The sequence below is a fragment of the Kitasatospora sp. NE20-6 genome (assembly GCF_045862635.1).
Genome location: NZ_BPRL01000072.1, coordinates 37,480 through 60,582, shown reverse-complemented (window position 1 = coordinate 60,582; position 23,103 = coordinate 37,480). Strand labels below are relative to the sequence as shown.

At 76.4% G+C, this 23,103-nt stretch carries 24 protein-coding genes and 1 pseudogene; 16 read left to right on the top strand and 9 right to left on the bottom strand.

All coding sequences use genetic code 11. From position 1 onward, the window contains the following. The 3 genes and pseudogenes from SNE206_RS34510 to efeU all read left to right on the top strand — a co-directional run. Positions 1-132: pseudogene (locus tag SNE206_RS34510) on the top strand (peptidase M75); the annotation flags it as partial. A 90-nt stretch (positions 133-222) separates the two neighbouring features. Continuing rightward, a complete protein-coding gene (efeB, locus tag SNE206_RS34505) occupies positions 223-1,527 on the top strand; it encodes an iron uptake transporter deferrochelatase/peroxidase subunit (protein WP_407917505.1) in 1,305 nt (434 codons plus the stop codon). Between the two features lie 44 nt (positions 1,528-1,571). Next, complete coding sequence (efeU, locus tag SNE206_RS34500) at positions 1,572-2,432, top strand: iron uptake transporter permease EfeU (protein WP_407917504.1); 861 nt, start codon at positions 1,572-1,574, stop codon at positions 2,430-2,432. 58 nt (positions 2,433-2,490) lie between these two features. On the opposite strand, the gene SNE206_RS34495 is transcribed toward efeU, so the two are convergent. Both SNE206_RS34495 and SNE206_RS34490 read right to left on the bottom strand, forming a co-directional pair. Next, on the bottom strand, positions 2,491-3,576 hold the full coding sequence (locus SNE206_RS34495) for a Zn-dependent alcohol dehydrogenase (RefSeq protein ID WP_407917511.1): 1,086 nt from the start codon (positions 3,574-3,576) through the stop codon (positions 2,491-2,493). An 85-nt stretch (positions 3,577-3,661) separates the two neighbouring features. Further along, on the bottom strand, positions 3,662-5,080 hold the full coding sequence (locus SNE206_RS34490; RefSeq protein WP_407917503.1) for an aldehyde dehydrogenase family protein: 1,419 nt from the start codon (positions 5,078-5,080) through the stop codon (positions 3,662-3,664). 224 nt (positions 5,081-5,304) lie between these two features. Here SNE206_RS34490 and SNE206_RS34485 point away from each other — a divergent pair, with 224 nt between their 5' ends. The 4 genes from SNE206_RS34485 (at position 5,305) to SNE206_RS34470 (ending at position 9,004) form a co-directional block, all read left to right on the top strand. Then, on the top strand, positions 5,305-5,928 hold the full coding sequence (locus SNE206_RS34485) for a TetR/AcrR family transcriptional regulator (RefSeq protein ID WP_407917502.1): 624 nt from the start codon (positions 5,305-5,307) through the stop codon (positions 5,926-5,928). 178 nt (positions 5,929-6,106) lie between these two features. Then, positions 6,107-7,195, top strand: coding sequence for a 2-dehydropantoate 2-reductase (locus SNE206_RS34480; RefSeq protein WP_407917501.1), 1,089 nt, complete (start codon positions 6,107-6,109; stop codon positions 7,193-7,195). A gap of 37 nt (positions 7,196-7,232) precedes the next feature. Next, positions 7,233-7,676 (top strand): RrF2 family transcriptional regulator, encoded by a 444-nt coding sequence (locus SNE206_RS34475; protein WP_407917500.1) that lies wholly within the window; start codon positions 7,233-7,235, stop codon positions 7,674-7,676. Between the two features lie 137 nt (positions 7,677-7,813). Beyond that, a complete protein-coding gene (locus SNE206_RS34470; RefSeq protein ID WP_407917499.1) occupies positions 7,814-9,004 on the top strand; it encodes a globin domain-containing protein in 1,191 nt (396 codons plus the stop codon). A gap of 132 nt (positions 9,005-9,136) precedes the next feature. Here SNE206_RS34470 and SNE206_RS34465 read toward each other — a convergent pair whose 3' ends face one another. Continuing rightward, the gene (locus SNE206_RS34465) at positions 9,137-9,646 is read right to left on the bottom strand and encodes a MarR family winged helix-turn-helix transcriptional regulator (protein ID WP_407917498.1); all 510 of its coding nucleotides are present in this window, start codon (positions 9,644-9,646) and stop codon (positions 9,137-9,139) included. Continuing rightward, positions 9,643-11,328, bottom strand: coding sequence for an FUSC family protein (locus tag SNE206_RS34460; protein ID WP_407917497.1), 1,686 nt, complete (start codon positions 11,326-11,328; stop codon positions 9,643-9,645). Before SNE206_RS34460 ends, SNE206_RS34465 begins: the two co-directional genes overlap by 4 nt. 235 nt (positions 11,329-11,563) lie before the next feature. Between SNE206_RS34460 and SNE206_RS34455 the strand changes: the two genes are divergently transcribed. From SNE206_RS34455 to SNE206_RS34430, 6 genes are all read left to right on the top strand, one after another. Continuing rightward, positions 11,564-12,040 (top strand): MarR family winged helix-turn-helix transcriptional regulator, encoded by a 477-nt coding sequence (locus SNE206_RS34455; RefSeq protein ID WP_407917510.1) that lies wholly within the window; start codon positions 11,564-11,566, stop codon positions 12,038-12,040. Between the two features lie 50 nt (positions 12,041-12,090). Continuing rightward, complete coding sequence (locus SNE206_RS34450; RefSeq protein ID WP_407917496.1) at positions 12,091-12,780, top strand: LysE family translocator; 690 nt, start codon at positions 12,091-12,093, stop codon at positions 12,778-12,780. A gap of 95 nt (positions 12,781-12,875) precedes the next feature. Next, the gene (locus SNE206_RS34445; protein WP_407917495.1) at positions 12,876-13,793 is read left to right on the top strand and encodes a DUF2797 domain-containing protein; all 918 of its coding nucleotides are present in this window, start codon (positions 12,876-12,878) and stop codon (positions 13,791-13,793) included. A gap of 140 nt (positions 13,794-13,933) precedes the next feature. Further along, positions 13,934-14,785: an alpha/beta fold hydrolase gene (locus SNE206_RS34440; RefSeq protein ID WP_407917494.1), complete on the top strand. Its 852-nt coding sequence runs from the start codon at positions 13,934-13,936 to the stop codon at positions 14,783-14,785. Positions 14,786-14,898: 113 nt separating this feature from the next. Next, the gene (locus SNE206_RS34435; protein ID WP_407917493.1) at positions 14,899-15,681 is read left to right on the top strand and encodes an SGNH/GDSL hydrolase family protein; all 783 of its coding nucleotides are present in this window, start codon (positions 14,899-14,901) and stop codon (positions 15,679-15,681) included. Positions 15,682-15,847: 166 nt separating this feature from the next. Then, a complete protein-coding gene (locus tag SNE206_RS34430) occupies positions 15,848-16,396 on the top strand; it encodes a ferritin-like domain-containing protein (RefSeq protein ID WP_407917492.1) in 549 nt (182 codons plus the stop codon). 93 nt (positions 16,397-16,489) lie between these two features. Here the strand turns inward: SNE206_RS34430 and SNE206_RS34425 are convergent, their stop codons facing one another. Both SNE206_RS34425 and SNE206_RS34420 read right to left on the bottom strand, forming a co-directional pair. Continuing rightward, the gene (locus SNE206_RS34425) at positions 16,490-16,756 is read right to left on the bottom strand and encodes a DUF2630 family protein (protein WP_407917491.1); all 267 of its coding nucleotides are present in this window, start codon (positions 16,754-16,756) and stop codon (positions 16,490-16,492) included. Positions 16,757-16,843: 87 nt separating this feature from the next. Then, complete coding sequence (locus tag SNE206_RS34420) at positions 16,844-17,458, bottom strand: TIGR03086 family metal-binding protein (RefSeq protein WP_407917490.1); 615 nt, start codon at positions 17,456-17,458, stop codon at positions 16,844-16,846. 87 nt (positions 17,459-17,545) lie between these two features. On the opposite strand from SNE206_RS34420, the gene SNE206_RS34415 reads away from it, so the two are divergent. Beyond that, positions 17,546-18,526 carry a carbohydrate kinase family protein gene (locus SNE206_RS34415; protein ID WP_407917509.1) on the top strand — a complete coding sequence of 327 codons (981 nt, stop codon included), beginning with the start codon at positions 17,546-17,548 and terminating at the stop codon, positions 18,524-18,526. Between the two features lie 25 nt (positions 18,527-18,551). On the opposite strand, the gene SNE206_RS34410 is transcribed toward SNE206_RS34415, so the two are convergent. Continuing rightward, positions 18,552-19,118, bottom strand: a complete 567-nt coding sequence (locus tag SNE206_RS34410; protein ID WP_407917489.1) for a DJ-1/PfpI family protein — start codon at positions 19,116-19,118, stop codon at positions 18,552-18,554. A 253-nt stretch (positions 19,119-19,371) separates the two neighbouring features. On the opposite strand from SNE206_RS34410, the gene SNE206_RS34405 reads away from it, so the two are divergent. Continuing rightward, on the top strand, positions 19,372-20,166 hold the full coding sequence (locus SNE206_RS34405; RefSeq protein WP_407917488.1) for a tyrosine-protein phosphatase: 795 nt from the start codon (positions 19,372-19,374) through the stop codon (positions 20,164-20,166). A 34-nt stretch (positions 20,167-20,200) separates the two neighbouring features. Here SNE206_RS34405 and SNE206_RS34400 read toward each other — a convergent pair whose 3' ends face one another. Further along, positions 20,201-21,196, bottom strand: a complete 996-nt coding sequence (locus tag SNE206_RS34400) for a PHP domain-containing protein (RefSeq protein WP_407917487.1) — start codon at positions 21,194-21,196, stop codon at positions 20,201-20,203. Positions 21,197-21,324: 128 nt separating this feature from the next. Here SNE206_RS34400 and SNE206_RS34395 point away from each other — a divergent pair, with 128 nt between their 5' ends. Continuing rightward, positions 21,325-22,254, top strand: a complete 930-nt coding sequence (locus SNE206_RS34395; RefSeq protein WP_407917486.1) for an AurF N-oxygenase family protein — start codon at positions 21,325-21,327, stop codon at positions 22,252-22,254. A gap of 39 nt (positions 22,255-22,293) precedes the next feature. On the opposite strand, the gene SNE206_RS34390 is transcribed toward SNE206_RS34395, so the two are convergent. Next, a complete protein-coding gene (locus tag SNE206_RS34390) occupies positions 22,294-23,088 on the bottom strand; it encodes a VIT1/CCC1 transporter family protein (protein ID WP_407917485.1) in 795 nt (264 codons plus the stop codon). Positions 23,089-23,103 lie beyond the last annotated feature (15 nt).

Genomic DNA, 23,103 nt, shown 5'->3' with positions numbered 1-23,103 from the left:
TACAAGCAGGCCGACGGCGCCTACACCTCGTACGACAAGGTCGGCGAGCCGGAGCGCAAGGTCTTCGCGACCGCGGTGAACGCCCTGGGCGAGCCGCTGTCGAAGCTGGCCGCCGCGGTCGTCGCCAAGTAACCGGCACCCCGCACCCGCCACCCGCGCCCCGCCGTGGCGGCCCCACCCGGCCGCCACGGCTCCCGCAGAGCCAGGACGAAGGACACGCCCGTGGACGCCGAAACGCCCGAGCCCACCGACCAGGACACCACCGACCGGGACACCGCCGCCGAGACGGCCTCCCCCAGCCGCCGGGCCGTCATCGGCTGGGCCGGCGCGGGCCTGGCGCTCGGCGCCGCCGCGGCCGGCTCGGTGGCCGCCGCCACGATGCACGAGGCCGTCCCCGCCGCGCCGGGCATCGACTCCACCGTCGGCATCCCGTTCTACGGCGACCACCAGGCGGGCATCGCCACGCCCGTCCAGGACCGCCTGCACTTCGCCGCCTTCGACGTCACCACCACGGACCGCGCGGCCCTGGTGAAGATGCTGAAGGAGTGGACGAAGGCCGCCGCCGCGATGACCGGCGGCCGCGAGGTCGGCACCGGTGCCACGGGCGGCATCCCCGAGGCGCCGCCGGACGACACCGGCGAGGCGCTGGACCTGCCCGCCTCCCGCCTCACCCTGACGATCGGCTTCGGCCCGACCCTCTTCGAGAAGGACGGCGTCGACCGCTTCGGCCTCAAGGCCCGGCGGCCCGAGGCCCTCGTCGACCTGCCGAAGTTCCCCGGCGACCGGCTGGAGCCCGGCCGCACCGGCGGCGACATCTGCGTGCAGGCCTGCGCGGACGACCCGCAGGTCGCCGTGCACGCCATCCGCAACCTCGCCCGGATCGGCATGGGCGTGGTGAACGTCCGCTGGTCGCAGCTCGGCTTCGGCAAGACCTCCTCGACCACCCCCGAGGCGCAGACCCCGCGCAACCTCATGGGCTTCAAGGACGGCACCCACAACATCGCCGGCACCGACGACAAGGCGCTCGCCGAGCACGTGTGGGCCGCCGCCGGCGAGGGCCCCGAGTGGATGACCGGCGGCTCGTACCTCGTCTCCCGCCGGATCCGCATGACGATCGAGACGTGGGACCGCACCGCGCTGCAGGAGCAGGAGGACGTGTTCGGCCGCAGCAAGGGCGAGGGCGCCCCGGTCGGCAAGCAGAAGGAACGGGACACCCCGGACCTGTCCGCGATGAAGAAGGACGCGCACGTCCGCCTCGCGCACCCGGACAGCAACGACGGGCTGATGATCCTGCGCCGGGGCTTCTCCTTCACCGACGGCACGGACGGCCTGGGCCGCCTCGACGCCGGCCTGTTCTTCCTCGCGTACCAGCGCGACACCCGCAAGGCGTTCGTGCCGCTGCAGTCGCGGCTGGCCGCGAACGACGCGCTCAACGAGTACATCGTGCACGTCGGCTCCGGGCACTTCGCGTGCCCGCCCGGCATCCGCAAGCCCGGCGAGTGGTGGGGCCAGGCCCTCTTCGGCTGAGCCCCGACCCTGCCCTCGTACCACCTCCACCCCCGGGAGCCCCTGTGTTCGGCAACTACCTGATCGGACTGCGCGAAGGCCTCGAAGCCAGCCTCGTCGTCTGCATCCTGATCGCCTACCTCGTCAAGACCGGGCGGCGCGACCGCCTCGCCCCGGTGTGGGCGGGCATCGCGGCGGCCGTCGTGCTGAGCATGGCGTTCGGCGCGGTGCTGCAGTACGGGTCGACCCAGCTGAGCTTCGAGGCGCAGGAGGCGCTCGGCGGCTCGCTGTCGATCATCGCCGTCGGCCTGGTCACCTGGATGGTCTTCTGGATGCGCCGCACCGCGCGGCACCTGAAGGCCGAGCTGCACGGCAAGCTCGACGCGGCGCTGGCGATGGGCACCTTCGCGCTCGTCGTCACCGCGTTCCTCGCCGTGGGGCGCGAGGGCCTGGAGACCGCGCTGTTCATCTGGACGGCCGTGCAGGCCACCAGCGACGGCGTCCGGCCGCTCGTCGGCGCCGCCCTCGGCCTGCTCACCGCCGTCGCGCTCGGCTGGCTGTTCTACCGCGGCGCGCTGAAGATCAACCTCGCGAAGTTCTTCACCTGGACGGGCGCGATGCTCGTCGTCGTCGCCGCCGGCGTGCTCGCGTACGGCGTGCACGACCTGCAGGAGGCCGGCTGGATCCCCGGCCTGCACACCCAGGCCTTCGACGTCTCCGGCACCGTCCCCAAGGACAGCTGGTACGGCACCCTGCTCAAGGGCGTCTTCAACTTCCAGCCCGACCCGACCTGGCTGCAGGTGGCCGTCTGGGCCGCGTACCTGGTGCCGACGCTGGCGCTGTTCCTGTGGCAGCCGGGCGGCTCCGCGCCGAAGTCCGCAGCCGCCGCGCAGACCTCCCCCACCTCGGGGAAGCCCTCCGCCTGAACCCGGCCCGACGGGCCTGCACCCCCGCGGGGGTGCAGGCCCGTCGGCATGTCCGGGGCTACCGGTCGAAGACGACCAGCGAGCGTCCGCCGCGGCCGGCGGCCATCCGCTCGAACGCGGCGGGGATGTCCTCCAGGCCGATCCGGTCGGTGATCAGCGCGTCCAGGTCGAGGCGCCCGGCCAGCACGTGGCCGGCGAGTTCCGGCACCGCCTCGACGGGGTCGCAGCTGCCGTAGACGCAGGCGGTGAGCGTACGGGCGTAGTGGAAGAGCTCCAGCGCGGAGAAGGACACCATGTCCTGCTTGCCGCCGATGCCGACCACCGTGGCCCGGCCGCCGCGCCGGGTCGCGGACCACGCCGAACGGATGGCGTCGCCGCGGCCCACGCACTCGAAGGCGTGGTCGGCGCCGCGCCCGCCGGTGATCCCACGGACGGCCTTCGGCGTGCTGTCGTCGGCGAGCAGGAACTCGGTCGCGCCGTGCAGGCGGGCCAGCTCCTCCTTCTCCGGGGAGACGTCGACGGCGATCACCCGGGCGGCACCGGCGATCCGGGCGGACTGCAGGACCGTCAGGCCGATGCCGCCGAGCCCGTAGACCACGACGGTCTCCCCCGCGCGGACGCGGGCCGCGTGGTGCACGGCGCCGTAGCCCGTCAGGACGGCGCAGCCGAGGAGTGCGGCGGAGTCGAGGGGCACGCCGTCCGGCAGCGGCAGGACGGCGCCCTCGTCGACGACGGTCTCCTCGGCGAAGGCGCCGACGCCCAGGCCCGGGTGGAGGCCGGTGCCGTCGGGCAGGGAGGCGTAGAGCCCGGTCGAGGCGGTGGCGGCGTTCTCGCACAGCCACGGCTCGCCGGCCGCGCACGAGTCGCAGGCGCGGCAGGCGGGGGCCCAGTTGAGCACCACCCGGTCGCCGGGGCGGACGGTGGTGACGTCCTCGCCGACCTCGGTGACGATGCCGGCGCCCTCGTGGCCGAGCACCAGCGGCAGGGTGGCGCGCAGCATGCCGCGGGTGAGGGAGAGGTCGGAGTGGCAGACCCCGGCGGCGGCGAGGCGGATGCGGACCTGGCCGGGGCCGGGACCAGGCAGGTCGATGTCGACGATTTCGAGCGGGGCCCCGGCGGAGCGCAGGACGGCGGCGCGGACCATGGCGGTCACCTCGGTGGTCTCGGAGGTCTTCGGAAAAGCTCGGCGGTCTTCGGGGAAGGGGGCGGGCCGGGCGGGCCCGGAGCGGTCAGAACTGGAGGGACTTGGTCTGCAGGAACTCCTCCAGGCCGTACCGGCCGAGCTCGCGGCCCACGCCGGAGTTCTTGTAGCCGCCGAACGGTGCGAGCGGGTTGAAGCGGCCGCCGTTGATGTCGACCTGGCCGGTGTCCATGCGGCGTGCGAAGGCGGCGGCGGTCTCGTCGTCGGCGGCCCAGACGGCCCCCGCGAGGCCGTACTCGGTGCCGTTGGCGATCTCCAGGGCGTGGGCCTCGTCGCGGTAGGGGAGGACGACGAGCACCGGCCCGAAGATCTCCTCCTGGGCGGCTGCGGAGTCCGGGTCGACGTCGGCCAGCACGGTGGGGCGGACGTAGTAGCCGCGCTCCAGGCCCTCGGGCTGCTCGGGGCCGCCGGCGACCAGCCGGGCGCCGCCCTCGACGGCGCCGGTGATGTAGCCGCGGACGCGTTCGCGCTGGCGGGCGCTGACCAGCGGGCCGAGGCGGGTGGCCGGGTCGGCCGGGTCGCCGGGGGTGTACTTGGCGGCGGCGGTGGCGGCGAGCGCGAGGGCCTCCTCGTACTGGTCGCGGTGGACGAGGAGGCGGGTCCACGCGGTGCAGGTCTGGCCGGTGTTGGCGAAGACGTTGGCGATGTTGACGTTGACCGCGCGGGCGAGGTCGGCGCCGGGCAGCACCACGTTGGCGGACTTGCCGCCCAGCTCCAGGGCGACCCGCTTGATGCCGCGTCCGGCGCTCTCGCCGATGGCGCGGCCGACGGCGGTCGACCCGGTGAAGGAGACCAGGTCGATCCCGGGGTGGTCGGCGAGTGCGGCGCCGACCACCGTGCCGAGGCCGGTGACCATGTTGAACACGCCGGGCGGGAGGTCCGCACCGTCGACGATCCGGGCGAAGAGCCGGGCCACCAGGGGCGTCTCCTCGGACGGCTTCAGCACCACGGTGCAGCCCGCGGCGAGCGCCGGGACGACCTTGGCGACGATCAGGTGCAGCGGGTAGTTCCACGGTGTGACGGCGGCGACGACGCCCGCGGGCTCGCTGTAGACCGTGGAGTTGCCGACCTTCTCCTCGAAGTCGTACGAGGCCAGCACGTCGAGGTAGGCCGTGGCGACGGCGATGGGGGTGCCGGCCTGGACGGCGTCGGCGAAGCCGATCGGGGTGCCGAGCTCGGCGGTGACGGTGGTGGCGATCTCGGCGCGGTGGGCGACCAGCCCGTCGCGGAGCCGGGTGAGTGCGGCGAGGCGTTCCTCGCGGGTGGTGGCGGCCCAGCCTGGGGCCGCGGCCCGGGCGGCGGCGACGGCGGCGTCCACGTCGGCGCGGGTGCCCGCGGGGACGGCGGCGAGCGGCTGTTCGGTGGCCGGGTCGATCACCTCGATGGTGTCCGGGCCGGTGGCCGGCCGCCATGTGCCGCCGATGTAGTGGTCCGCGTAGTGCTGCACCCGATGCTCCTCGCTGTCCGCCGACTTTAACTAGCAGTGATAGTTAAGTGGCGCGGGGGCGCCCGGCGCAAGAGACCCGACAGGACCGCCCGCAGGGTGCGACCAACGCCACACCCCGGCCCGCACCGGCCCGCACCGGCCCGCGCCGAAGCCGCCGCCCCGTCGCCCCCGGCCGCCGCCCGGACGGCGATCCGCGCCGCACCCCGGCGGTAGGGTGTGGTCGCATGGACGCTCGAACAGCCCGCACCGACCCCGCTCCCCCACGGTCGGCGGCCCGCGAGCGGCTCCTCACGACGGCCTCCGAACTCTTCTACTCCGAGGGCGTCCAGGCCGTCGGGGTCGACCGGCTGATCGCCGCCGCCGGCGTCACCAAGGCCACCTTCTACCGCCACTTCCCCGGCAAGGACGCCCTCGTCCTCGCCTACCTCGACGCCCGCGACCGGATGGTCCGCAGCCGGCTCGCCGAAGCGGCAGCCGCCGCACCCGACCCGCGCAGCACCCTCGCCGTGCTGGTCGAGGCCCTCTCCGCCGAGGTGTGCGGGCCGGGCTTCCGCGGCTGCCCCTTCATCAACGCCGCCGCCGAGTACCCGGACCCCGCACACCCCGTACGGCTCCTGGTCGCCGCGCACCGCCGCTGGTTCCTCGACGCCCTCACCGGCCTGCTCACCGCCTGCGGCCACCCGGACCCGGCCGCCGGCGCAGGCACGCTCCTCCTGCTGCGCGACGGCGCGATGGTCGGCGGCTACCTCGACGGCCCCGGCACCCGCACCCGGATCGCGCAGGCCGCGACGGCCCTGGTCGGACCACTGGCCGGACCGCCGACCGGACCGCAGACCGGGCCCGCCTGACACCCCGGCAGGCCGCGCCCGCACCGGCACCGTCCTGCGCCGGCCCCTGTCCCAGTCCCAGTCCCTGCCGCGGTCCCCCGTCCCGCCCCCCGGCCCTGCCCCTGCGCCGGACGCCCGGCGCCGGCCCGGCGCGACCGGGCGCTAGGGTGCTGCCACTCACCCCCAGGAAGGCCGCGCGATGGACGACCCGACCGACGCCACCCACCCCGCCGGCCACCGTCCGGGCACCCGCCTGCGCATCGCCGTGCTCGGCGCGGGCAGCATCGGCTGCCACCTCGGCGGGCTGCTGGCGTCCGTCGCCGACGTCACCCTGATCGGCCGCCCGGCCGCGATGGACGAGCTGCGCACCCACGGCCTGACCCTCACCGGCGGCGGCCGGGCGACCGTCACCGTGCCGGCCGCACGGCTGCACCTGGCGACCGCGCCCGACGCCGTCGAGGGCGCCGACCTCGTGCTGGTGACGGTCAAGTCGGCCGCCACCGCGGAGGCCGCCGCATCCGTCGCCGACCGGCTCGGGCCGCGGACGGCCGTGGTCAGCTTCCAGAACGGCCTGCACAACCCCGCCGCGATCCGCGCCGCGGTCGGCGACCGCCCGGTGATCGCCGGCATGGTGCCCTACAACGTGCTGCAGACCGGGCCCGGCGTCTTCCACCAGGGCTCCGGCGGGGCGCTGATGACGGACGACCAGCCGGCCGGCGCCCCGCTCGCGGCCGCGGCCCGGGCGGCGGGCCTCGCCCTCGAACAGCGCGCCGACATGCGCGAGGTGCAGCACGGCAAGCTGCTGATGAACCTCAACAACGCCGTCAACGCGCTCTCCGGGCTGCCGTTGCGCGAGGAGCTCGGCCACCGCGCCTACCGGCGCTGCCTGGCGCTCTGCCAGCGCGAGGCACTCGCCGCCATGCGCGCCGACGGGGTGCGGCCGGCCCGGCTCGGCGCACTGCCGACGGCACTGCTGCCCCACCTGCTGGCGCTGCCCGACGGCATCTTCCGGCGGCTGGCCGCGGCGACGCTGCAGGTCGACGCCGAAGCCAGGTCGTCGACCTGGGAGGACCTGCGACGCGGGCGGCGCACCGAGATCGACAGCCTGCAGGGCGAAGTCGTCGCCATGGCGGCGCGGCACGGCCTGCCCGCACCCGCCAACACCCGCCTGATCGAGCTGGTGCGCGCCGCGGAGGCCGCGGGCCCGGAGCGGCTGCCCGCCCTGGGCGGCGCGGAGCTGCTGGCCGAGCTGACGGCCGCCGCCGCGCACCGCCACCAGACCCCCTGAATACGAACGCTGGATGCGTATTTGATAGGCTGTCGACGTGAGGCTGACCAAGAGCACCGACATCGCCCTGCGCATCGCCATGCGGCTGGCCGTGCTGGACGAGGCGTCCAACCCGACCACCCGCGAGGTCGCGGCGGCCGTGGACGTGCCGTTCACGCACGCCGCGAAGGTGGTCAGCCGGCTGCAGCACCTCGGTGTCGTGGAGGCCCGGCGGGGGCGCAGCGGCGGCCTGGCGCTCACGCTCGCCGGGCGCACCGGTTCGCTCGGCGCCCTGCTGCGCGAACTGGAGGGCGTGGGCGACGTGGTGGGCTGCGAGGACGATCCGCCGTGTCCGCTGCGGGCGGCCTGCCGGCTGCGCGGTGTGCTGCGGCAGGCACAGGAGGCGTTCTACGCGGTGCTCGACCCGCTGTCGGTCGAGGACCTCGTGGCGTCGCCGACCGGCCCGGTGCTGCTCGGGCTGTCGGCCCGCCCGCCGGACTGAGCACCCCGGCACGACCCCTGGCACGACCCCCGGCACGACCCCCGGCACGATGCGGCGCCGGGCCGCCACGCGGCGGCCCCGGAAGCCGCAGCCAGCCATCAAAATGCGAAGATCACTTACCTATTAGGAGTCACACGATGCTCTCCCCGCAGAACGCCCCGGTCGTCGAAGCCACGCTGCCGGTCGTCGGCGCCGCCGTCGGCGACATCACGGAGCGCTTCTACGAGCGGCTCTTCGCCGCCCACCCGGAGCTGCTGCGCGACCTCTTCAACCGCGGCAACCAGGCGAACGGCAGCCAGCAGCAGGCCCTCGCCGGGTCGATCGCCGCCTTCGCCTCGGCCCTCGTCGCCCACCCGGACCAGCGGCCGGACCGCATGCTCGCCCGGATCGCCCACAAGCACGCCTCGCTCGGCGTCGCCCCGGAGCTCTACCCGGTCGTCCACGAGCACCTCTTCGCCGCGATCGTCGACGTCCTGGGCGAGGCCGTCACCCCGGAGGTCGCGGCCGCCTGGGACGAGGTGTACTGGCTGATGGCCAACGCCCTGATCGCCCTGGAGAAGGGCCTGTACGCGGCCGCGGGCAGCGCACCGGGCGCACCGCGCCGCCCGTACACGGTGGTGGCACGGCTGCTGGAGACCGCCGACGTCGCCACCTTCCTGGTGCGCCCGGCCGACGGCGGGCCGGTACCTGCCGTCCGGCCCGGCCAGTACGTCTCCGTACAGGTCGAACTCCCCGACGGTGCACGGCAGATCCGCCAGTACAGCCTCTCCGGACAGCCCGACGGCGCGCTGCAGTTCTCGGTCAAGCGGGTGGCCGGCACCCCGGACGGCGAGGTCTCCGACCACCTGCACGCGCACGTCACCGCGGGCGACGTGCTGCTGCTGAGCCCGCCGTTCGGCGACGTCACCCTCGCCGACGGCGACGGCCCGGTGCTGCTCGCCTCGGCCGGCATCGGGTGCACCCCGATGATCGGCATGCTCGCCCACCTCGCCGCCACCGGCTCCGGACGGCGGGTGACAGCCGTGCACGGCGACCGGGACGAACTCTCCCACGCCTTCCGCGCCGAGCTGCACCAGCTCACCGCGAAGCTCCCCGGCGCCGAGGCGCACGTCTTCTACGAGCGGCCGCTCGGCGACCACCCGGCCGACCGGACCGGTCTGGTCGACCTCACGACCGTCGACGTGCCGGCCGGCACCACCGCGTACCTCTGCGGCCCGCTGCCGTTCCTGCGCGCGGTGCGCGGCGAGCTGATCGCGGCGGGCGTCCGGCCGGCGGACGTGCACTACGAGGTGTTCGGTCCCGACCTGTGGCTCGGCGCGGACGCCTGACCGGCCGCCCGCCCCGGCAGCCGTACCCGGCCGGTCGGCCGCCCCGGCGGTCGCACCCGGCCGGTCGGCGCGGCGGTCGCACCGGCCGGTCGGCGCGGCGGTCGCACCGGCCGGTCGCACCGGGGCCCGGGCTCAGCCGCCGAGGCGGCCCTCCAGCTGCCCGAGCAACTCGGCGAGCCGCGCCGCGAGTTCGTCGTGACGGTCACCGGTGAGCCCGGCCAGCGCCGCGCGCTCGAACGCCAGCTGGTCGGGCAGGATCCGGTCGACCAGCTCCTGCCCGTCGGCCGTGAGCTGCACGTGGGCGACCCGGCGGTCCCGGGTGTCGGTGCGCCGCTCGACCAGCCCGCGTTCCTGCAGCAGGCGCAGGCGCTTGGTGACCGCGGCGCCGGAGGAGAAGGTCTCCCGGGCGAGCTCGCCGGGCGTCAGCTCGTGGCCGGTGCGGCGCAGTGCGCCGAGCAGGTCGAACTCGGCGCGGTTGAGGCCCGCACGCCGCAGCGGGGCGTCCTCGGACTGCTGGAGCAGCGCGGCGCAGCGGTTGATCCGTCCGATGATCTCCATCGGGCCCGTGTCGAGGCCGGGGTGGACGCTCCGCCACTGCCCGACCACCGCGGAGACCGTGTCGATGTGGGCCGGCTGCGTCACCGTGTCGCCCCCTCCCGGGCCGGCGGGCCCTGCCGTCGTACCGTCGCTGCGAGCGTACGGTGTCCGGCGCGCTCCTCGGCGACCACCTGCTGTTCGGGCAGCGCGCGCTGCCACCACTCCCCGGTGGCGGTGTCGGCGGCGGTGCGCAGGTCGACGAGGGCGCCCGTGAGGGTGCGGCGGGCCACGGCGAGCGCGGCCGGCGGGAGGGCGGGGGCCGGGCCGGCGAGCAGGCGGTCGGCGGCGGTGCGGGCGTCGGCGGCGGCGGCGAGGGCGTGTTCGAGCCGGGCGCCGGCCCGGCGGTTGGTGACGAGCAGCACGGCGGCCAGGCCGGCCAGGGCGCCGGTCAGGGTGTCGGCGACCCGGTCGGTGACGAGTTCGCCGGTCTGCTGGGTGCGGCCGAACTCGGTGACGAGCAGTGCCATCGGGGTGACGCAGACGCTGCCGAGCCAGTAGTTGCGCGCGATCAGCGCCTCCGCGCCGAAACCCGCGGCGAGGCAGCACAGCACGAGCGGGACGGCGCCCCGGTGGGCGATCGGCGCGACGGCGACGAACAGCAGCAGGCCGAGGAGGTTGCCGACCACGCGCTGGAGCGTGCGGTTCCAGGTGAGGGTGAGGTTCACCTGGTACAGCGAGGCGGCGGTGACGATCGCCCAGGAGGGGCGGCCGACGCCGAGTGCGGCGGCGGCCCAGCCCGCCAGGGCGCAGCCGAGGAAGGTGCGGGCGGCGGTCGGCAGGAGCGGGGAGCCGGGCCCGAGGGCGCGCAGCGGCGAGCGGGCGGGCGCGGCACGCCCGGCGGATTCTGCGGCGAGGCCGAGGAGTTCGTCCTCGCCGCCGCCGGTGACGGGCACCGGGCGGCCGGTGCGCAACGTACGGGCGTGCGCGGTGAGGGCGGCGGCGGGCAGGCGGGCGGCCCGGGTGTCGCGGTCGTCGGCGAGGGCGTTCTCGGCGTGCACGACCAGGCGGGCGAGGGACGCGCGGTCGTCGGTGCGGGGGCCCGCGGCGAGCAGGCACTGCCAGGCGGCGTGGACGGCGGCGGCGAGGCCGGCCCGGTGGCGGTCGCGGGCCGGGGCGTCCGCGGCGAGGGTGAGGGCGGCGGCGGCGTCGAGGGCGCGGGCGACGGCGTACCGCTCGGGGCCGTCGCGGCGGACGAGGGCGGGGGCGAGGCAGACCAGCCAGGCGAGGGCGCCGGCCGCGGCGGTGAGGGCGAGCCGGCCGGGGATCTGTCCGGGCGTGACCGGGGCGAAGAGGGTGGCGGAGCTGACGAAGGCGAGGATCACGTGGCCGGGCGGGCCGATCCGGGTGGCGTCGCAGAGGGCCTTCTGCACCGCGGCGAGCAGGGCGCCGATCGCGACGAGCACGACGACGGAGGTGGTGAGCGCGGCGGCGGTCATGGCGGCGGCGCTGCCGGCGAGCATGCCGAGCACGACCCCGCCGACGGCGCGGCTGCGTGCCCGGTAGGGGAGGTGGTGGCCGTAGAGCGCACAGAGCGAGCCCGCCGTGGTGGCGGTGGCGAGGTCGAGGCGGCCTGCGGCGAGGAGCGCGCCGTCGGGGACGGCGGTGGCGACGACGACGCTGAGGGCGGGCTTGAACCAGATGTCGGACGGTCGGCCGAGTCTGAGCGCCGCCACGACCGGGAGGGGCCGGATGCGGGAGGCTGCGAGGGGGGTCGGTGCGGTGCTCACGGAGACAAGCTTAGCAAGTGTTTTACTCGTGAAAGATTTTACGGACCGCCGCCGACCGCCGCCGGACCCCTCGCCGGACCCCAGGCCGGGGCGTTCGCCGCGGGCGCCCGGCCCGGCCGCTGTGCATCACCCATATGGAATGCACCACGCACATGCGCTTCACTGGACCCTTCCGATCCGTGGACGAGGGAGGAGAGCCGTGCTCCAGGGGATCACCGACGTCGAACGCGAGCTCATGCTGGTCGGCCGCCACCAGGCCATCGGCGCACTGCGCGCCGTCCCCACCGGCCGTCTGGAGCGCAGCGCCTACACCCTGCTCAGCCGCATCGAGGCGGAGGGCCCGATGTCGATCGGCCAGCTCGCCGAGGCCTTCGCGCTCGACACCTCGACCGTCAACCGGCAGACCGGCGCCATGCTGCGCAACGGCCTCGTGGAGCGCATCCCCGACCCCGACGGCGGCATCGCCCGCAAGCTCCGCATCACCGAGGACGGGCTGCGCCGCCTCCACGACGACCGCGACCGGTCCCTCGCGGGCCTGGCCTCCGTGATGGCCGACTGGCCCGCCGAGGAGGTCGCCGCCCTCGCCCGCGCCCTCACCCGTCTGAACACCAGCATCGAACGCGTCGAGGGCCGCAGCTGGCCGCGCCCCACCGACGCCCCCGTGCCCGCCCCTGCCGCGGCCCCCACCGGCGACCTCCGGCCTGCGCGATAAGCCTGCGCGACAGGCCTGCGCGACACGCCCGCGCGATAGGCTCGCCGCCCATGGACACCGCGACCGCCCTGTGGGGTTTCGCCCTGCTCGTGGGCCTGCTGACGATCACCCCGGGACTCGACACCGCCCTGATCCTGCGCACCGCCGTCCTCGGCCGGCGCCGCCGTGCGTGGGGCGTCGTCCTCGGGATCCAGACCGGCACCCTGGCGTGGGGCGTGCTCGCCTCGGCCGGCGCGACGGCCGTCCTGACCGCCTCCCACCTGGCGTACGAGGTGCTGCGGTGGGCCGGCGCGGCGTACCTCGTGTGGATGGGCGGCCGGATGCTGCGCGACTCCTGGCGCCGCTCCCCCGCCCCCGCCCCAGCCCCCGCCCTCGCGGCCGGCACCGCGGCCGGCACCGACACCGCGGCGGACGGCCCGGGCCCGGCCGCCGACAGCGGTGACGGCCTCCTCGCCGGCTGGCGCCGCGGAGCGCTCACCAACCTGCTCAACCCCAAGGTCGGCGTCTTCTACGTGGCCCTGCTGCCGCAGTTCATCCCGCCCGGCGCGCCGCACCTGGCCTTCGGCACGCTGCTGACCTGCGAACACATCGCGCTCGGCCTGGCGTGGTCCGCGGTGCTGGTGGCGTTCGCGCGGGCCGTCCGGCACTGGCTGGCCGGCGACCGGGCCCGCCGGGTGCTCGACCGCATCACCGGCGGGGTCGTCGCCGCGTTCGGCGTCCGTCTGGCGGTCGGCGACTGACACCGGTCCCGCCCGCGGCGGGCGGCGGCCGGGACCGCCCGTCGGTGGCACCTGATGGGATGGTCCGGGGCACGACGGTCGGGAGGTCCGGGGACATGGACACGCACAGGGCACCGTGGCGGTGCACCGGGCTGCAGTGGCAGGACGGGCGGCCGGTGCTCGGCGCCGTACGGGGCGCGCTCCGGCACGAGCGGGTGGTCGAGGCCGGCACGGCGGTCAGCTGGCAGGTACGGGGGCCGCGCCTGTGCTCCGGCCCGTGGCTGAGCGGTGAGCCGGAGCGCCGGCCGTGCCCGCACCGCGCCGAGATCGAGCCCGCGGGCGGCGCGGTGCTGTGCGCGCCCTGCCAGACCGTCGACAGCGGCCTGGCCCTCGCCCGCGACCAGGTCCTCGACGACGGCCGGACCTACCTCCTGTACCTGGCGTGGTTCGGCGGCGACCTGCTCAAGGTCGGACTGACGGGCGAGCACCGCGGCCGCGCCCGGCTCCTGGAGCAGGGCGCGCCGGTCTTCACCTTCGTGGCGCGCGGGCCGCTGCCCGCCGTCCGCCGCGCGGAGCTGACGGTCTCCGGGGCGGGTCTCGCCCGGGAGCGCTTCGGGGCCCGCGCCAAGGCCGCGCAGTGGTGGCACCTGCCCGCGGCGGCCGAACGCGCCGCCACGGTCGCCGGGGCCCGGACGGCGGTGCTGGCGGTGCTCGCCGGGCACCCGGTGGAGACGTTCGCCGACGGGCCGGTGGTCGACCAGGTGGCGCTGTTCGGCCTCACGGCGGGGCCGCCGGCGGCGTACCGCGAGGTGGTGGCGCTGGCCGACGGCGCGACGGTCTCCGGCACGCTGCGGCCGCCGATCGGGCGTCGGCTCTTCCTCGACCCGCCGGACGGCGGCGAACCGCTGCTGCTGGACGCCGTCCGGCTGACCGGCTGGGGCCTGGCGGCGGCCCCGCCCGGGCCGTGCAGCGGCGTCGAACTGCGGGAGCACCGGCGCCCGCCCGCACCGGACGTCCAGCACGCGCTGTTCTGACGGCCGGCCCCGGCAGGCGGACGCTGCGGCCCGCGGCCGGGCGGTGCGGCCCCACGGACAGGCGCCTCCGCGGCGAGGGCCTTGCCCGCAAGCTACCGCTCGGTAATGCTTGCTGACAGACCGTCTGACAAAGGAGCCGCATGCCCGCCGAGGTCACCTTCCCGCTCCCCGCCCCGCACGGCCCGCGCACCGCCACCGTGCGCTACCACCGCGAGGGCACCGGCAGCCCGCTCCTGCTGCTGCACGGCATCGGCCACCACTGGCAGGGCTGGCAGCCCGTGCTGCCCGCCCTCGCCGCCCGGCACGACGTCGTCGCCGTCGACCTCCCCGGCTTCGGCACCTCCCCCGCCCTGCCCGACGGCGTCCCGTACGACCTGGAGGCGGTCGTCCCCGCCCTCGGCGCCCTGTGCGCCGCCCTCGGACTGGACCGGCCGCACGTGGCCGGCAACTCGCTCGGCGGCCTGCTGGCCCTCGGCCTCGGCCGCGCCGGGCTGGCCCGCTCGGTCACCGCGCTCGCCCCGGCCGGGTTCTGGTCCGAGGCCGAACGCCGCTACGCCTTCGCCGTCCTCGGCGGCATGCGGTTCGGCGCCCGGGTCCTGCCGCAGCCCGCCGTCGAACGCCTCGCCCGCTCCGCCGCCGGCCGGGCACTGCTCGTCAGCAGCATCTACGCCCGGCCGGGCCGCCGCTCCGCGGAGGGCGCCGCCGAGGAGACCCGGGCGCTGCGCGGCGCCACCGGCTTCGCCCCCACCCTCGCCGCAGGGCGCCGCGTGCACTGGTCCGGCGACCTCGCGGGCGTGCCCGTCACCATCGCCTGGGGCACCCGCGACCGCATCCTGCTGCGGCGGCAGGGCGTCCGCGCGCTGGAGCGGCTGCCCGGCGCCCGGCTCGTCCGGCTCCCCGGCTGCGGCCACGTGCCGATGAGTGACGATCCGGCGCTGGTCGGCCGGGTGATCCTCGACACCTGCGCGGCCGGCACCGCCGCCCCCGCCTGACCGCCCCCGCCCGACCGCGGCCGCATTCCCGCTCCGCGGGTGGCGAGAATCACGCTCTGCGACGGCTCACCTACGGTGGCGTAGGTCACTTCACAGGGTGAAACATGCACCACATGCCTGATCTCCTGGAGCCCTTTGACCCCACCTCCTACGTCGCTCTCGGCGATTCGTTCACCGAGGGCCTCAACGACCCCGGCCCGGACGGCCGGTTCGCCGGCTGGGCCGACCGCCTCGCCGGGATGCTCGCCGCAGGCCACCCGGACCGCGAGTTCCGCTACGCCAACCTCGCGGTACGCGGCCGCCTGCTCGACCAGGTCGTCGCCGAGCAGGTGCCCGAGGTCCGGCGCATCCGCCCCGACCTGGTGACCTTCTGCGCGGGCGGCAACGACATCCTGCGCCCCGGCAGCGACCCGGACGAGGTCGCCGAGCGCTTCGAGGCCGCCGTGGTGGAGCTGCTCGCGCACGCCGGCACGGTGCTCGTCTGCACCGGCTTCGACACCCGTACCGTGCCCGTCCTGCGCCACCTGCGCGGCAAGATCGCCACGTACAACGGCCACCTGCGGGCCGTCGCCGACCGCCACGGCCTGCAGGTCGCCGACCTGTGGTCGCTGCGCTCGGTGCACGACCGCCGCGCCTGGAGCGACGACCGGCTGCACCTCTCCCCCGAGGGGCACCAGCGGGTCGCCCTGCTCGCCGCCCGCGCACTCGGCCTGCCCGTCGAGGGCGACCCGGAAGCCCCGTGGCCGCAGCGCCCGGAGCCCAGCCCGGCCGAGCAGCGCCGCGAGAACCTCCAGTGGGCGCGCGCCCACCTCATCCCGTGGGTCGGCCGCCGCCTGCGCGGCGAGTCGTCCGGCGACCACGTCGAGGCCAAGCGCCCCGACCTGCTGCCGCTCTGAGCGCACCGGCCCGGCGCCCCCGCGCGCCGGGCCGGCCCGCTCGGCCCGTCCGGAGGCGGCCCGCTCCGTCCGTCCGGAAACGGCACCCGGCACGCCCGCCCGGTTTCGGCGCGCCGCGGAGCGGCATACGGTCGGTCGTACGGATCCCCGTCCGCAGGAGGCAGCCATGGCCGACAGTTTCGCCGTCGACGTGACCCGCATCAGCCGCGAGGCCCACCGCACGATGGCCGTGGACGCCGCGGACGCGCCCCGGCTCGACGAGGAGCGCGTGATCAGCGTGCTCAACGACGTCGTCGCCACCGAGGTGGTCGGCTGGCTGCGCTACACCCGCGACGCGGTCGCCGCCCGGGGCGCGGGCGACACGCGCGCCGCCGCGCTGCTCTCGGACCGCGCCGAGCGGGGCATGCGCCACGCCGTGTCCGCCGCGGACCGCATCGTGGTGCTGGGCGGGCACGCCAACTTCGACCCCGACACCCTCGCCCAGCGCGCGCACACCGACTACTCGGTGCCGGGCGGTGCGGCCCTCCACGCGACCATCGCCCGCAACCTGCGGGCCGAGCACATCGTGCTCGCCTCGTACGAGGAGATCGCCGGCTGGCTGGGCGAGCGCGACCCGGAGAGCCGGGCCCTGCTGGAGTCGCTCGCGGAGGACGTCCGCGCCACCACCGACGCCCTGGCCGCGCTGCTCGCCGACCGCTCCGTCCCGCCCACCTGAACGACCGGACGCCTGAACGAGCCGCCCACCTGAACGACCGGCGGCACCAAGACCCGCCGCCCCGCCTGCCACCCCGCCCGCCACGGCGGCCGGTCACGACTCGTAGCGCGAGACCTCCTCGATGCTGCGCACCGCCGCCAGGTCGGGGTCGTCACCGGCGTCGGCCCGGGCCCGGCGCTGGCGCAGCAGGTCCCAGCACTGGTCGAGTTCGGCCTCCAGCTCCTGCAGGCGGCGATGCTCGCTCTCCGGGTCGATCCGCCCGTCCGCGAGCAGGTCACGCAGCTCCCGCTCGGCGGCCACCATCTCGCCGATCCGGTCGAGAATCCGCCGGTCCGTGCTCCCACTCGTCTGCGTGTCCACCGGGCACCTCCTCGTTCCCCAGCCTAGGAACGGGCGGAGCGGCGCGCGACCGCTGCCGGGCGGGCCGGCCGCGGTCCCGACGCCGTGTCAGGCGGCGCGGTGCCGGCCGCGCAGCGGGTCGGCGGCGTCGCGGCCGGTCAGGCCGAGCAGCCTGGCCTGGTCGCCGGCGCCGTCGGGCACGCGGACGGGCGGGCCGAAGACGCCGGAGGAGGCCAGTTCGTCGGCGTACGGGGCGAGGGCGGCGAGGGCGAAGGCGGCGGCCTCCGGGTCCATGGCCGGGTCCGCGCCGACGCCGACGGCGAGGTCCCAGGTGTGGACGATCGCGTCGACGGTCATCTCGCTGCAGTAGTCGCGGGCGGGCCGCTCCCCGTAGGAGAGCACGACGGTGCCGTCGAGGGCTCCGGGGGCGGCGAACGCCGCGCGGGCACCGGCGGCGGCCGAGGCCCAGGAGGCGGGCGGGTCGTCGCCGAGCACGTCGCCGTCGAAGCGGTCGCCGATCTCGGCGATCGTCCGGCCCGCCAGCAGCGGCGGCACCCAGAGCTGTTCGGCGGCGAGGTGGTTGGCCAGGTCGCGGACGGTCCACTCGGTGCACGGGGTGGCGGCCTGCCAGCTGCCGTCGGCCGCGGCGCGCCGCACGTGGCGGCCGAATGCGTCCTGCGCGGCGGCGTGCAGCCGCAGCAGCGTGTCGGTTCGCTCTGCCATGCCTCCAGCCTTCACCCGATCGACCGCCCCAGCACCCCGGGGCCCGTCGGTGCGGGCCCCTGCCCGGCGGGCGGCCGGGCGGGCATGATGGACGCCGTTCCGCCCCGCGCACCCAGGAGGTCCTGCCCCGTGCCGCACAGCCCGGTCACCGTCATCGGCGAGTGTGTCGCCGACGCCTTCACCGACGCCGCCCGCAGCGGTCCCGGCGAGCTGGCCCTGCGGGTGCACCCGGGCGGCGGGCCGGCGAACACGGCGGTGGCGCTGGCCCGGCTCGGCACGCCGGTGCGGTTCCGGGGGCGGCTGGCGGACGACGTCTTCGGGCGGCTCTTCCGGGCGCAGCTGGCGGGTTCGGGGGTCGACCTGTCGGGGTGCGTGGCCGCCGGGGAGCCGAGCACGCTGGCGGTCGCGCAGGTCGACGGGGAGGGCCGGGCGACGTACTCGTTCCATGCGGAGGGCACGGCGGACTGGCAGTGGTCGGCGGCGGAGCTGGACGCGGTGGACCCGGCGGGGTCGGTCTGTGTGCACACCGGTTCGCTGGCGCTGGCCCGTGAGCCGGGCGGCCGGGCGATCGAGGCGTACCTGGCGCGGGCCGGTGCCGCGGCGACGGTGTCGATCGATCCCAACGTCCGTCCGCTGCTGGTGGATCCGGCCGTGTACCGGTCGCGGCTGCCGCGGTGGTGCGCGCTCGCGGACGTCCTGCGGCTGAGTGCGGACGACGTCGGGCACCTCTTCCCGGGCGAGCCGGTGGAGGCCGTCGTCGACCGGTTCCACGCGGACGGCGTGCCGCTGGTGGTGGTCACCCTGGGCCCGGGCGGGGCGCTCGCGTCGCTGAACGGCGAGCGGATCACCGTGGCGGCCCGGCGGGTCGCGGTGGTCGACACGGTCGGTGCGGGGGACGCCTTCACCGCGGGGCTGCTGCACCATCTCGGGGGGCTCGGCCGGCTCGGCGGCCGGCCGGACCGGCTCACCCCGGCGGAGGTCGCCGAGGCGTGCCGGTACGCGGTGCGGGTGGCGGCGCTGACCTGCGCCGCGCCGGGCCCGAACCCGCCCTGGGCGGATCAGGTCTGACGCGGCGCGGGCCGGGCGGCGCGTCCTAGTCGACGGGCGCCTTCTCGCGGAGCACCTCGACGAAGGCCCGCATCCACGCCGGGTGGTCGGGCCAGGCGCGGGCGGAGACCACGACGCCGTCGACGACGGCCTCGCTGTCGACGAAGGAGGCGCCGCCGGAGGTGACGTCGGGCTCCAGCGCGGGGTAGGCGGCGGTGGTGCGGCCGGCCAGGGTGCCGCCGACCAGGGTGATCAGCGGGCCGTGGCAGATCTGCGCGACCGGCTTGTCGGCCTGGAAGAAGTGCGCGGTGATCCGCTGCACGTCGGCGTTGTTGCGCAGGTACTCGGGTGCGCGTCCGCCGGGGATGACCAGCGCCACGTAGTCGGCGGGGTCGACGTCGGCGACGGCGAGGTCGGCCGGCCAGGTGTAGCCCGCCTTCTCGGTGTAGGTGTCGAAGCCGTCGACGAAGTCGTGCACGACGAACTGCAGGGTCTTCTTGGTGGGGGCGGCGATGTGCACCTCGTAGCCCTCCTCGCGCAGGCGCTGGTAGGGGTAGAACACCTCCAGCGACTCCGCCGCGTCACCGGTGACGATGAGGATCTTGGCTGCCATGTCCGGCGGTACCGCCCTTCGTTCGGCCCACCCGGTGTGAGCCCGGACACACACTGCCGTCTGACGGCCCGTCGGACAATGCGGCGCGCGAAGCACGCACCCCGTGCGCCGGGTGCGCCGTTGTGCGCCTCCTATGCAACCCTGCGCCGGGTCGCGCCCCTCCGGGTGCGCCGCCCGGACGCGCTCCGCGAGCGGCCGGTCACCGCAGCGCCTAGCGTGCAGGTGAGTCGCGTCCCCGGCCCTGGAGGTAGCCATGCAGTGCTCTCAGATCGTGGGCTCCAGCACCGTCTCCAACCTGCGCGATCTAGGCGGTGTCGCGCTCTCCGGCAGCGATCGCGTCCGCCCCGGGCTGGCCTTCCGTTCGGGCGGGCTCCACCGGCTGGACGCCCGCGCCGACCCGGCGTTCGCCGCACTCGGCATCCGCACCGTCGTCGACCTGCGCACCGCCCGCGAGCGCTCCGTGCGGCCCGACCGGATGCCCGGCGGCGCGCACCTGCTGGTGGCAGACGTCCTCGCCGACCCGGCGGGCACCGGCACCGTCGCCCGGCTCGCCGCCGCCCTGGCCGACCCGCGGCTCGCCGAGCAGGAGTTCGGCGACGGGCGGGCGGCGGCGGCGATGGCGGCCGACTACCGCGCGTTCGTGACGGCCGAGTCGGCCCGGCAGTCGTACCGTCACCTGCTCACCGCGCTCGCGCACCGCGACGGCGGTCCGGTGCTCTTCCACTGCACCGCCGGCAAGGACCGCACGGGCTGGGGCGCGGCGCTCGTCCTGCTGCTGCTCGGCGCGGACGAGTCCACCGTGACCGCGGAGTACCTCGCGGTCGACGAGGCGGTGCGCGCCGAGTTCACCGCCCTGGTGGCGGCCTTCACCGCCGCGGGCGGCGACCCGGAGATCGCGGACGCGGTGGTCGGGGTCCGCCCGGCCTACCTGCGGGCGGCGCTCCAGGCGGTCGCGGACGGCTGGGGCGACGTGGAGAGCTACGCCCGCGCCGGCCTCGGCCTCAAGGACGAGACCATCGGCCACCTGCGCGAGAACCTCGTCGCCTGATCCGTCCCCGGACCGGTGGCCCCGGGGCGGGCACTCAGGCCGCGAAGGCCCGGGCGAGCAGGTCGTCCGCCGACCGGGTGTTGACGATCCGCTCCGGGCCGAGCCCGGCCCCGGCGGCCCGCGCGCAGCCGTACGCCTGCCAGTCGAGCTGGCCGGGTGCGTGGGCGTCGCTGTCGATGCTGAAGACGCAGCCGGCCTCGACGGCCTGCAGCAGCAGGCGGGTCGGCGGGTCGCGGCGCTCGGGGCGGCAGTTGATCTCGACGGCGGTGGCGGACTCCGCGCAGGCGGCGAAGACCGCGCCGGCGTCGAACTGCGACTCCGGGCGGGTGCGGCCGGTCACCAGGCGGCCGGTGCAGTGGCCGAGCACGTCGACGAGCGGGTTGCGGACGGCGGCGAGCAGGCGCCGGGTCATCGCGGCGCGCTCCATCCGCAGTCCGGAGTGGACCGAGGCGACGACGAGGTCGAGTTCGGCGAGCAGCCCGTCCTCCTGGTCGAGCGAGCCGTCGCCGAGGATGTCGCACTCGATGCCCGTGAGCAGCCGGAACGGCGCGAGCGTGCGATTGAGGCCGGCGACGACGGCGAGTTGCTCGCGGAGGCGTTCGGCGCTCAGGCCGCGGGCGACGGTGAGCCGGGGCGAGTGGTCGGTGAGCACGGCCCACGCGTGACCGAGGTCGCGGGCGGTGCGGGCCATCGCCTCGATCGGGCTGCCGCCGTCGGACCAGTCCGAGTGCAGGTGGCAGTCGCCGCGGAGGGCGGCGCGCAGCTCCGCGCCGCCCTCCGCGAGCGGGCCGGCGCGGTCCTCGGCCTCGGCGAGGTAGCCGGGGGTGCGCCCGGCCGAGGCCTCGGCGATGACCTGCGCGGTCCTGGGGCCGACGCCGGGCAGCCGGGCGGCCGCCGCGGCGTCGACCGGGCCCGGGGGCAGGCTGCGCGCGGCCTCGGCCGCGGTGCGGAACGCCCTGACCCGGTACGGCGAGGCGTCCTCGCGCTCCAGGAGGAAGGCGATGCGTTCGAGGGCGGCGACCGGCTCCATGGGCCCAGTGTGGGCGCGCGGGCGGGGGCGCGCGTCCCGGGAAGGTGCGACGGGGCCTCTTGTTGACATCTCGTCTAACTGGTTCACTGCTCCCGTCGGTGCCCCCTCGCCCCCACCCGGAGCCCTCGATGCGTGACACCCCCGCCCGTCCGGTCCGCGAGCGCGCCCCGGCCCGCACCCTGGACCGCGAGCAGAACGCCGCCCGGCTGCTGCGCGCCTCCGCCCGCCACTCCTTCGACCCGGAGACCGAGATCGACTGGGACGCCCCGATCGACCCGGACCTCTTCGCGCTGCCCGCCCATCGGGTCGCCCTCTACGGCACACCGCTGTGGGAGTCGCTCGACGCCCGGCGACAGGCGCAACTGAGCGTGCACCAGCTGGCCTCGGTGACGTCCGCCGGCATCTGGTTCGAGCTGGTGCTGATGGAGGGCCTGATCCGGCACGTGTACGACGGCGACCTGACGACCCGGCACGCGCAGTACGCGCTCACCGAGGTCGCCGACGAGTGCCGCCACTCGACGATGTTCGCGCGCTACATCACCGCGACGGGCTACCCGTCGGCCCGGCCGACACCGCAGGCGCACCGCCGCGGCAAGCTCCACTTCCTGCTGAACGACACCACGCTGACGTTCGCCGGGGCGATCTTCGTCGAGGAGTTCACCGACGCGATGCAGCGCGAGATGGTGCGCGACGAGACCCTGCAGCCGCTGGCCCGCGCGGTGGCGCGGATCCACGTGATCGAGGAGGCCCGGCACATCGGCTACGCCAGGCCCGAGCTGGAGCGGCGCTGGGCGGCGATGGGCCCGGCCCGGCGGGCGGTGTTCCGGCGGGGCCTGCTGGTGCTGGCCCGGCTGGCCGTCGCGGAGCTCGTCCACCCGCGGGTCTACACGCTCGCCGGGCTCGACGCGCGGGCCGCCCGGCAGGCCGCCGCGGAGAACCCGCACTGGCGGCAGGCCCGGATCGACTGGGCCCGCAAGGCCGTGGAGTTCTTCACCGAGCTCGGGGTGATCGACCGCCGGACGGCGCCGCGCTGGCGGCGGGCCGGCCTGCTCGGCTGAGGCACCGGCGGCCCGCGGCACCGCGTCGTCGGCGGCGGCTCACAGCACCGCGTCGCCGGCCAGGGTGCCCAGCCCGTAGGTGACGGCCGAGGCGGCGGCGACGATCAGCAGCTGGCGCAGCGCGGTACGGACGGCGCTGCGGCCCGAGCCGCGGCCGAGCGCGCCGCCGACGGCGAGCGAGGCCAGCGCGGTCACCACGGCCGAGGCGGCCACCGCGGCGGCCCCCTCGGTGACGAACCACGGCACCAGCGGCACGAGCGCGCCCACCGCGAAGAGCAGCAGCGAGCTCACCGCGGCCACCGCCGGGGAGCCGGCGTCCTGGGCGCTCACGCCGAAGAGGATCCGCAGGCTGGTCTGCCGGGCCGTGCGGCCGGCCGAGACCACGCCGCGGGTGGCGCGGGCGGCGGTCTCGGCGTCGAGTCCGCGCCGACGCATGCTCTGCGCGAGGTGGGCCATGACGACCGGCGGCGACCGCCGCCAGGCGTCCTGGAGGGCGCCCTCCATGCCCTGGGCGACCTCGCGCTGGCCGCGGACGGACACCCATTCGCCGGCCGCCATCGAGAGTGCCCCGGCGATGAGGCTGGCGAGGCCGGAGAGGCGCACGGTCGCGGCGTCCACCGAGGCGCCGGAGATGCCGAGGATGAAGCAGAGGTTGGTGACGAGTCCGTCGTTGACGCCGAGGACGGCGGCGCGGATGCCGCCGCCGGCGACCCGGTCGGCCGTGCGGCCGAGTGCGTCGAGCCCGGCCTCCGCGGCCTCGTCGTCGCGGTCGGTGCGGGCGGCCGGATCCCAGCCCGGGGCGATGCGGGCCCAGTCGGGGCCGGGGAGGGACATGCGCCCAGCGTAGGA

Coding starts and splice junctions, on each gene's coding strand:
- SNE206_RS34395 (WP_407917486.1), top strand. CDS start 21,325: ATGCGTGACACCCCCGCCCGTCCGGTCCGCGAGCGCGCCCCGGCCCGC.
- SNE206_RS34445 (WP_407917495.1), top strand. CDS start 12,876: ATGGACACGCACAGGGCACCGTGGCGGTGCACCGGGCTGCAGTGGCAG.
- SNE206_RS34480 (WP_407917501.1), top strand. CDS start 6,107: ATGGACGACCCGACCGACGCCACCCACCCCGCCGGCCACCGTCCGGGC.
- SNE206_RS34440 (WP_407917494.1), top strand. CDS start 13,934: ATGCCCGCCGAGGTCACCTTCCCGCTCCCCGCCCCGCACGGCCCGCGC.
- SNE206_RS34485 (WP_407917502.1), top strand. CDS start 5,305: ATGGACGCTCGAACAGCCCGCACCGACCCCGCTCCCCCACGGTCGGCG.
- SNE206_RS34400 (WP_407917487.1), bottom strand. CDS start 21,196: ATGGAGCCGGTCGCCGCCCTCGAACGCATCGCCTTCCTCCTGGAGCGC.
- SNE206_RS34415 (WP_407917509.1), top strand. CDS start 17,546: ATGGACGCCGTTCCGCCCCGCGCACCCAGGAGGTCCTGCCCCGTGCCG.
- SNE206_RS34420 (WP_407917490.1), bottom strand. CDS start 17,458: ATGGCAGAGCGAACCGACACGCTGCTGCGGCTGCACGCCGCCGCGCAG.
- SNE206_RS34495 (WP_407917511.1), bottom strand. CDS start 3,576: ATGGTCCGCGCCGCCGTCCTGCGCTCCGCCGGGGCCCCGCTCGAAATC.
- SNE206_RS34390 (WP_407917485.1), bottom strand. CDS start 23,088: ATGTCCCTCCCCGGCCCCGACTGGGCCCGCATCGCCCCGGGCTGGGAT.
- SNE206_RS34455 (WP_407917510.1), top strand. CDS start 11,564: ATGCTGGTCGGCCGCCACCAGGCCATCGGCGCACTGCGCGCCGTCCCC.
- SNE206_RS34435 (WP_407917493.1), top strand. CDS start 14,899: ATGCCTGATCTCCTGGAGCCCTTTGACCCCACCTCCTACGTCGCTCTC.
- SNE206_RS34405 (WP_407917488.1), top strand. CDS start 19,372: ATGCAGTGCTCTCAGATCGTGGGCTCCAGCACCGTCTCCAACCTGCGC.
- SNE206_RS34450 (WP_407917496.1), top strand. CDS start 12,091: ATGGACACCGCGACCGCCCTGTGGGGTTTCGCCCTGCTCGTGGGCCTG.
- SNE206_RS34470 (WP_407917499.1), top strand. CDS start 7,814: ATGCTCTCCCCGCAGAACGCCCCGGTCGTCGAAGCCACGCTGCCGGTC.
- SNE206_RS34410 (WP_407917489.1), bottom strand. CDS start 19,118: ATGGCAGCCAAGATCCTCATCGTCACCGGTGACGCGGCGGAGTCGCTG.
- SNE206_RS34430 (WP_407917492.1), top strand. CDS start 15,848: ATGGCCGACAGTTTCGCCGTCGACGTGACCCGCATCAGCCGCGAGGCC.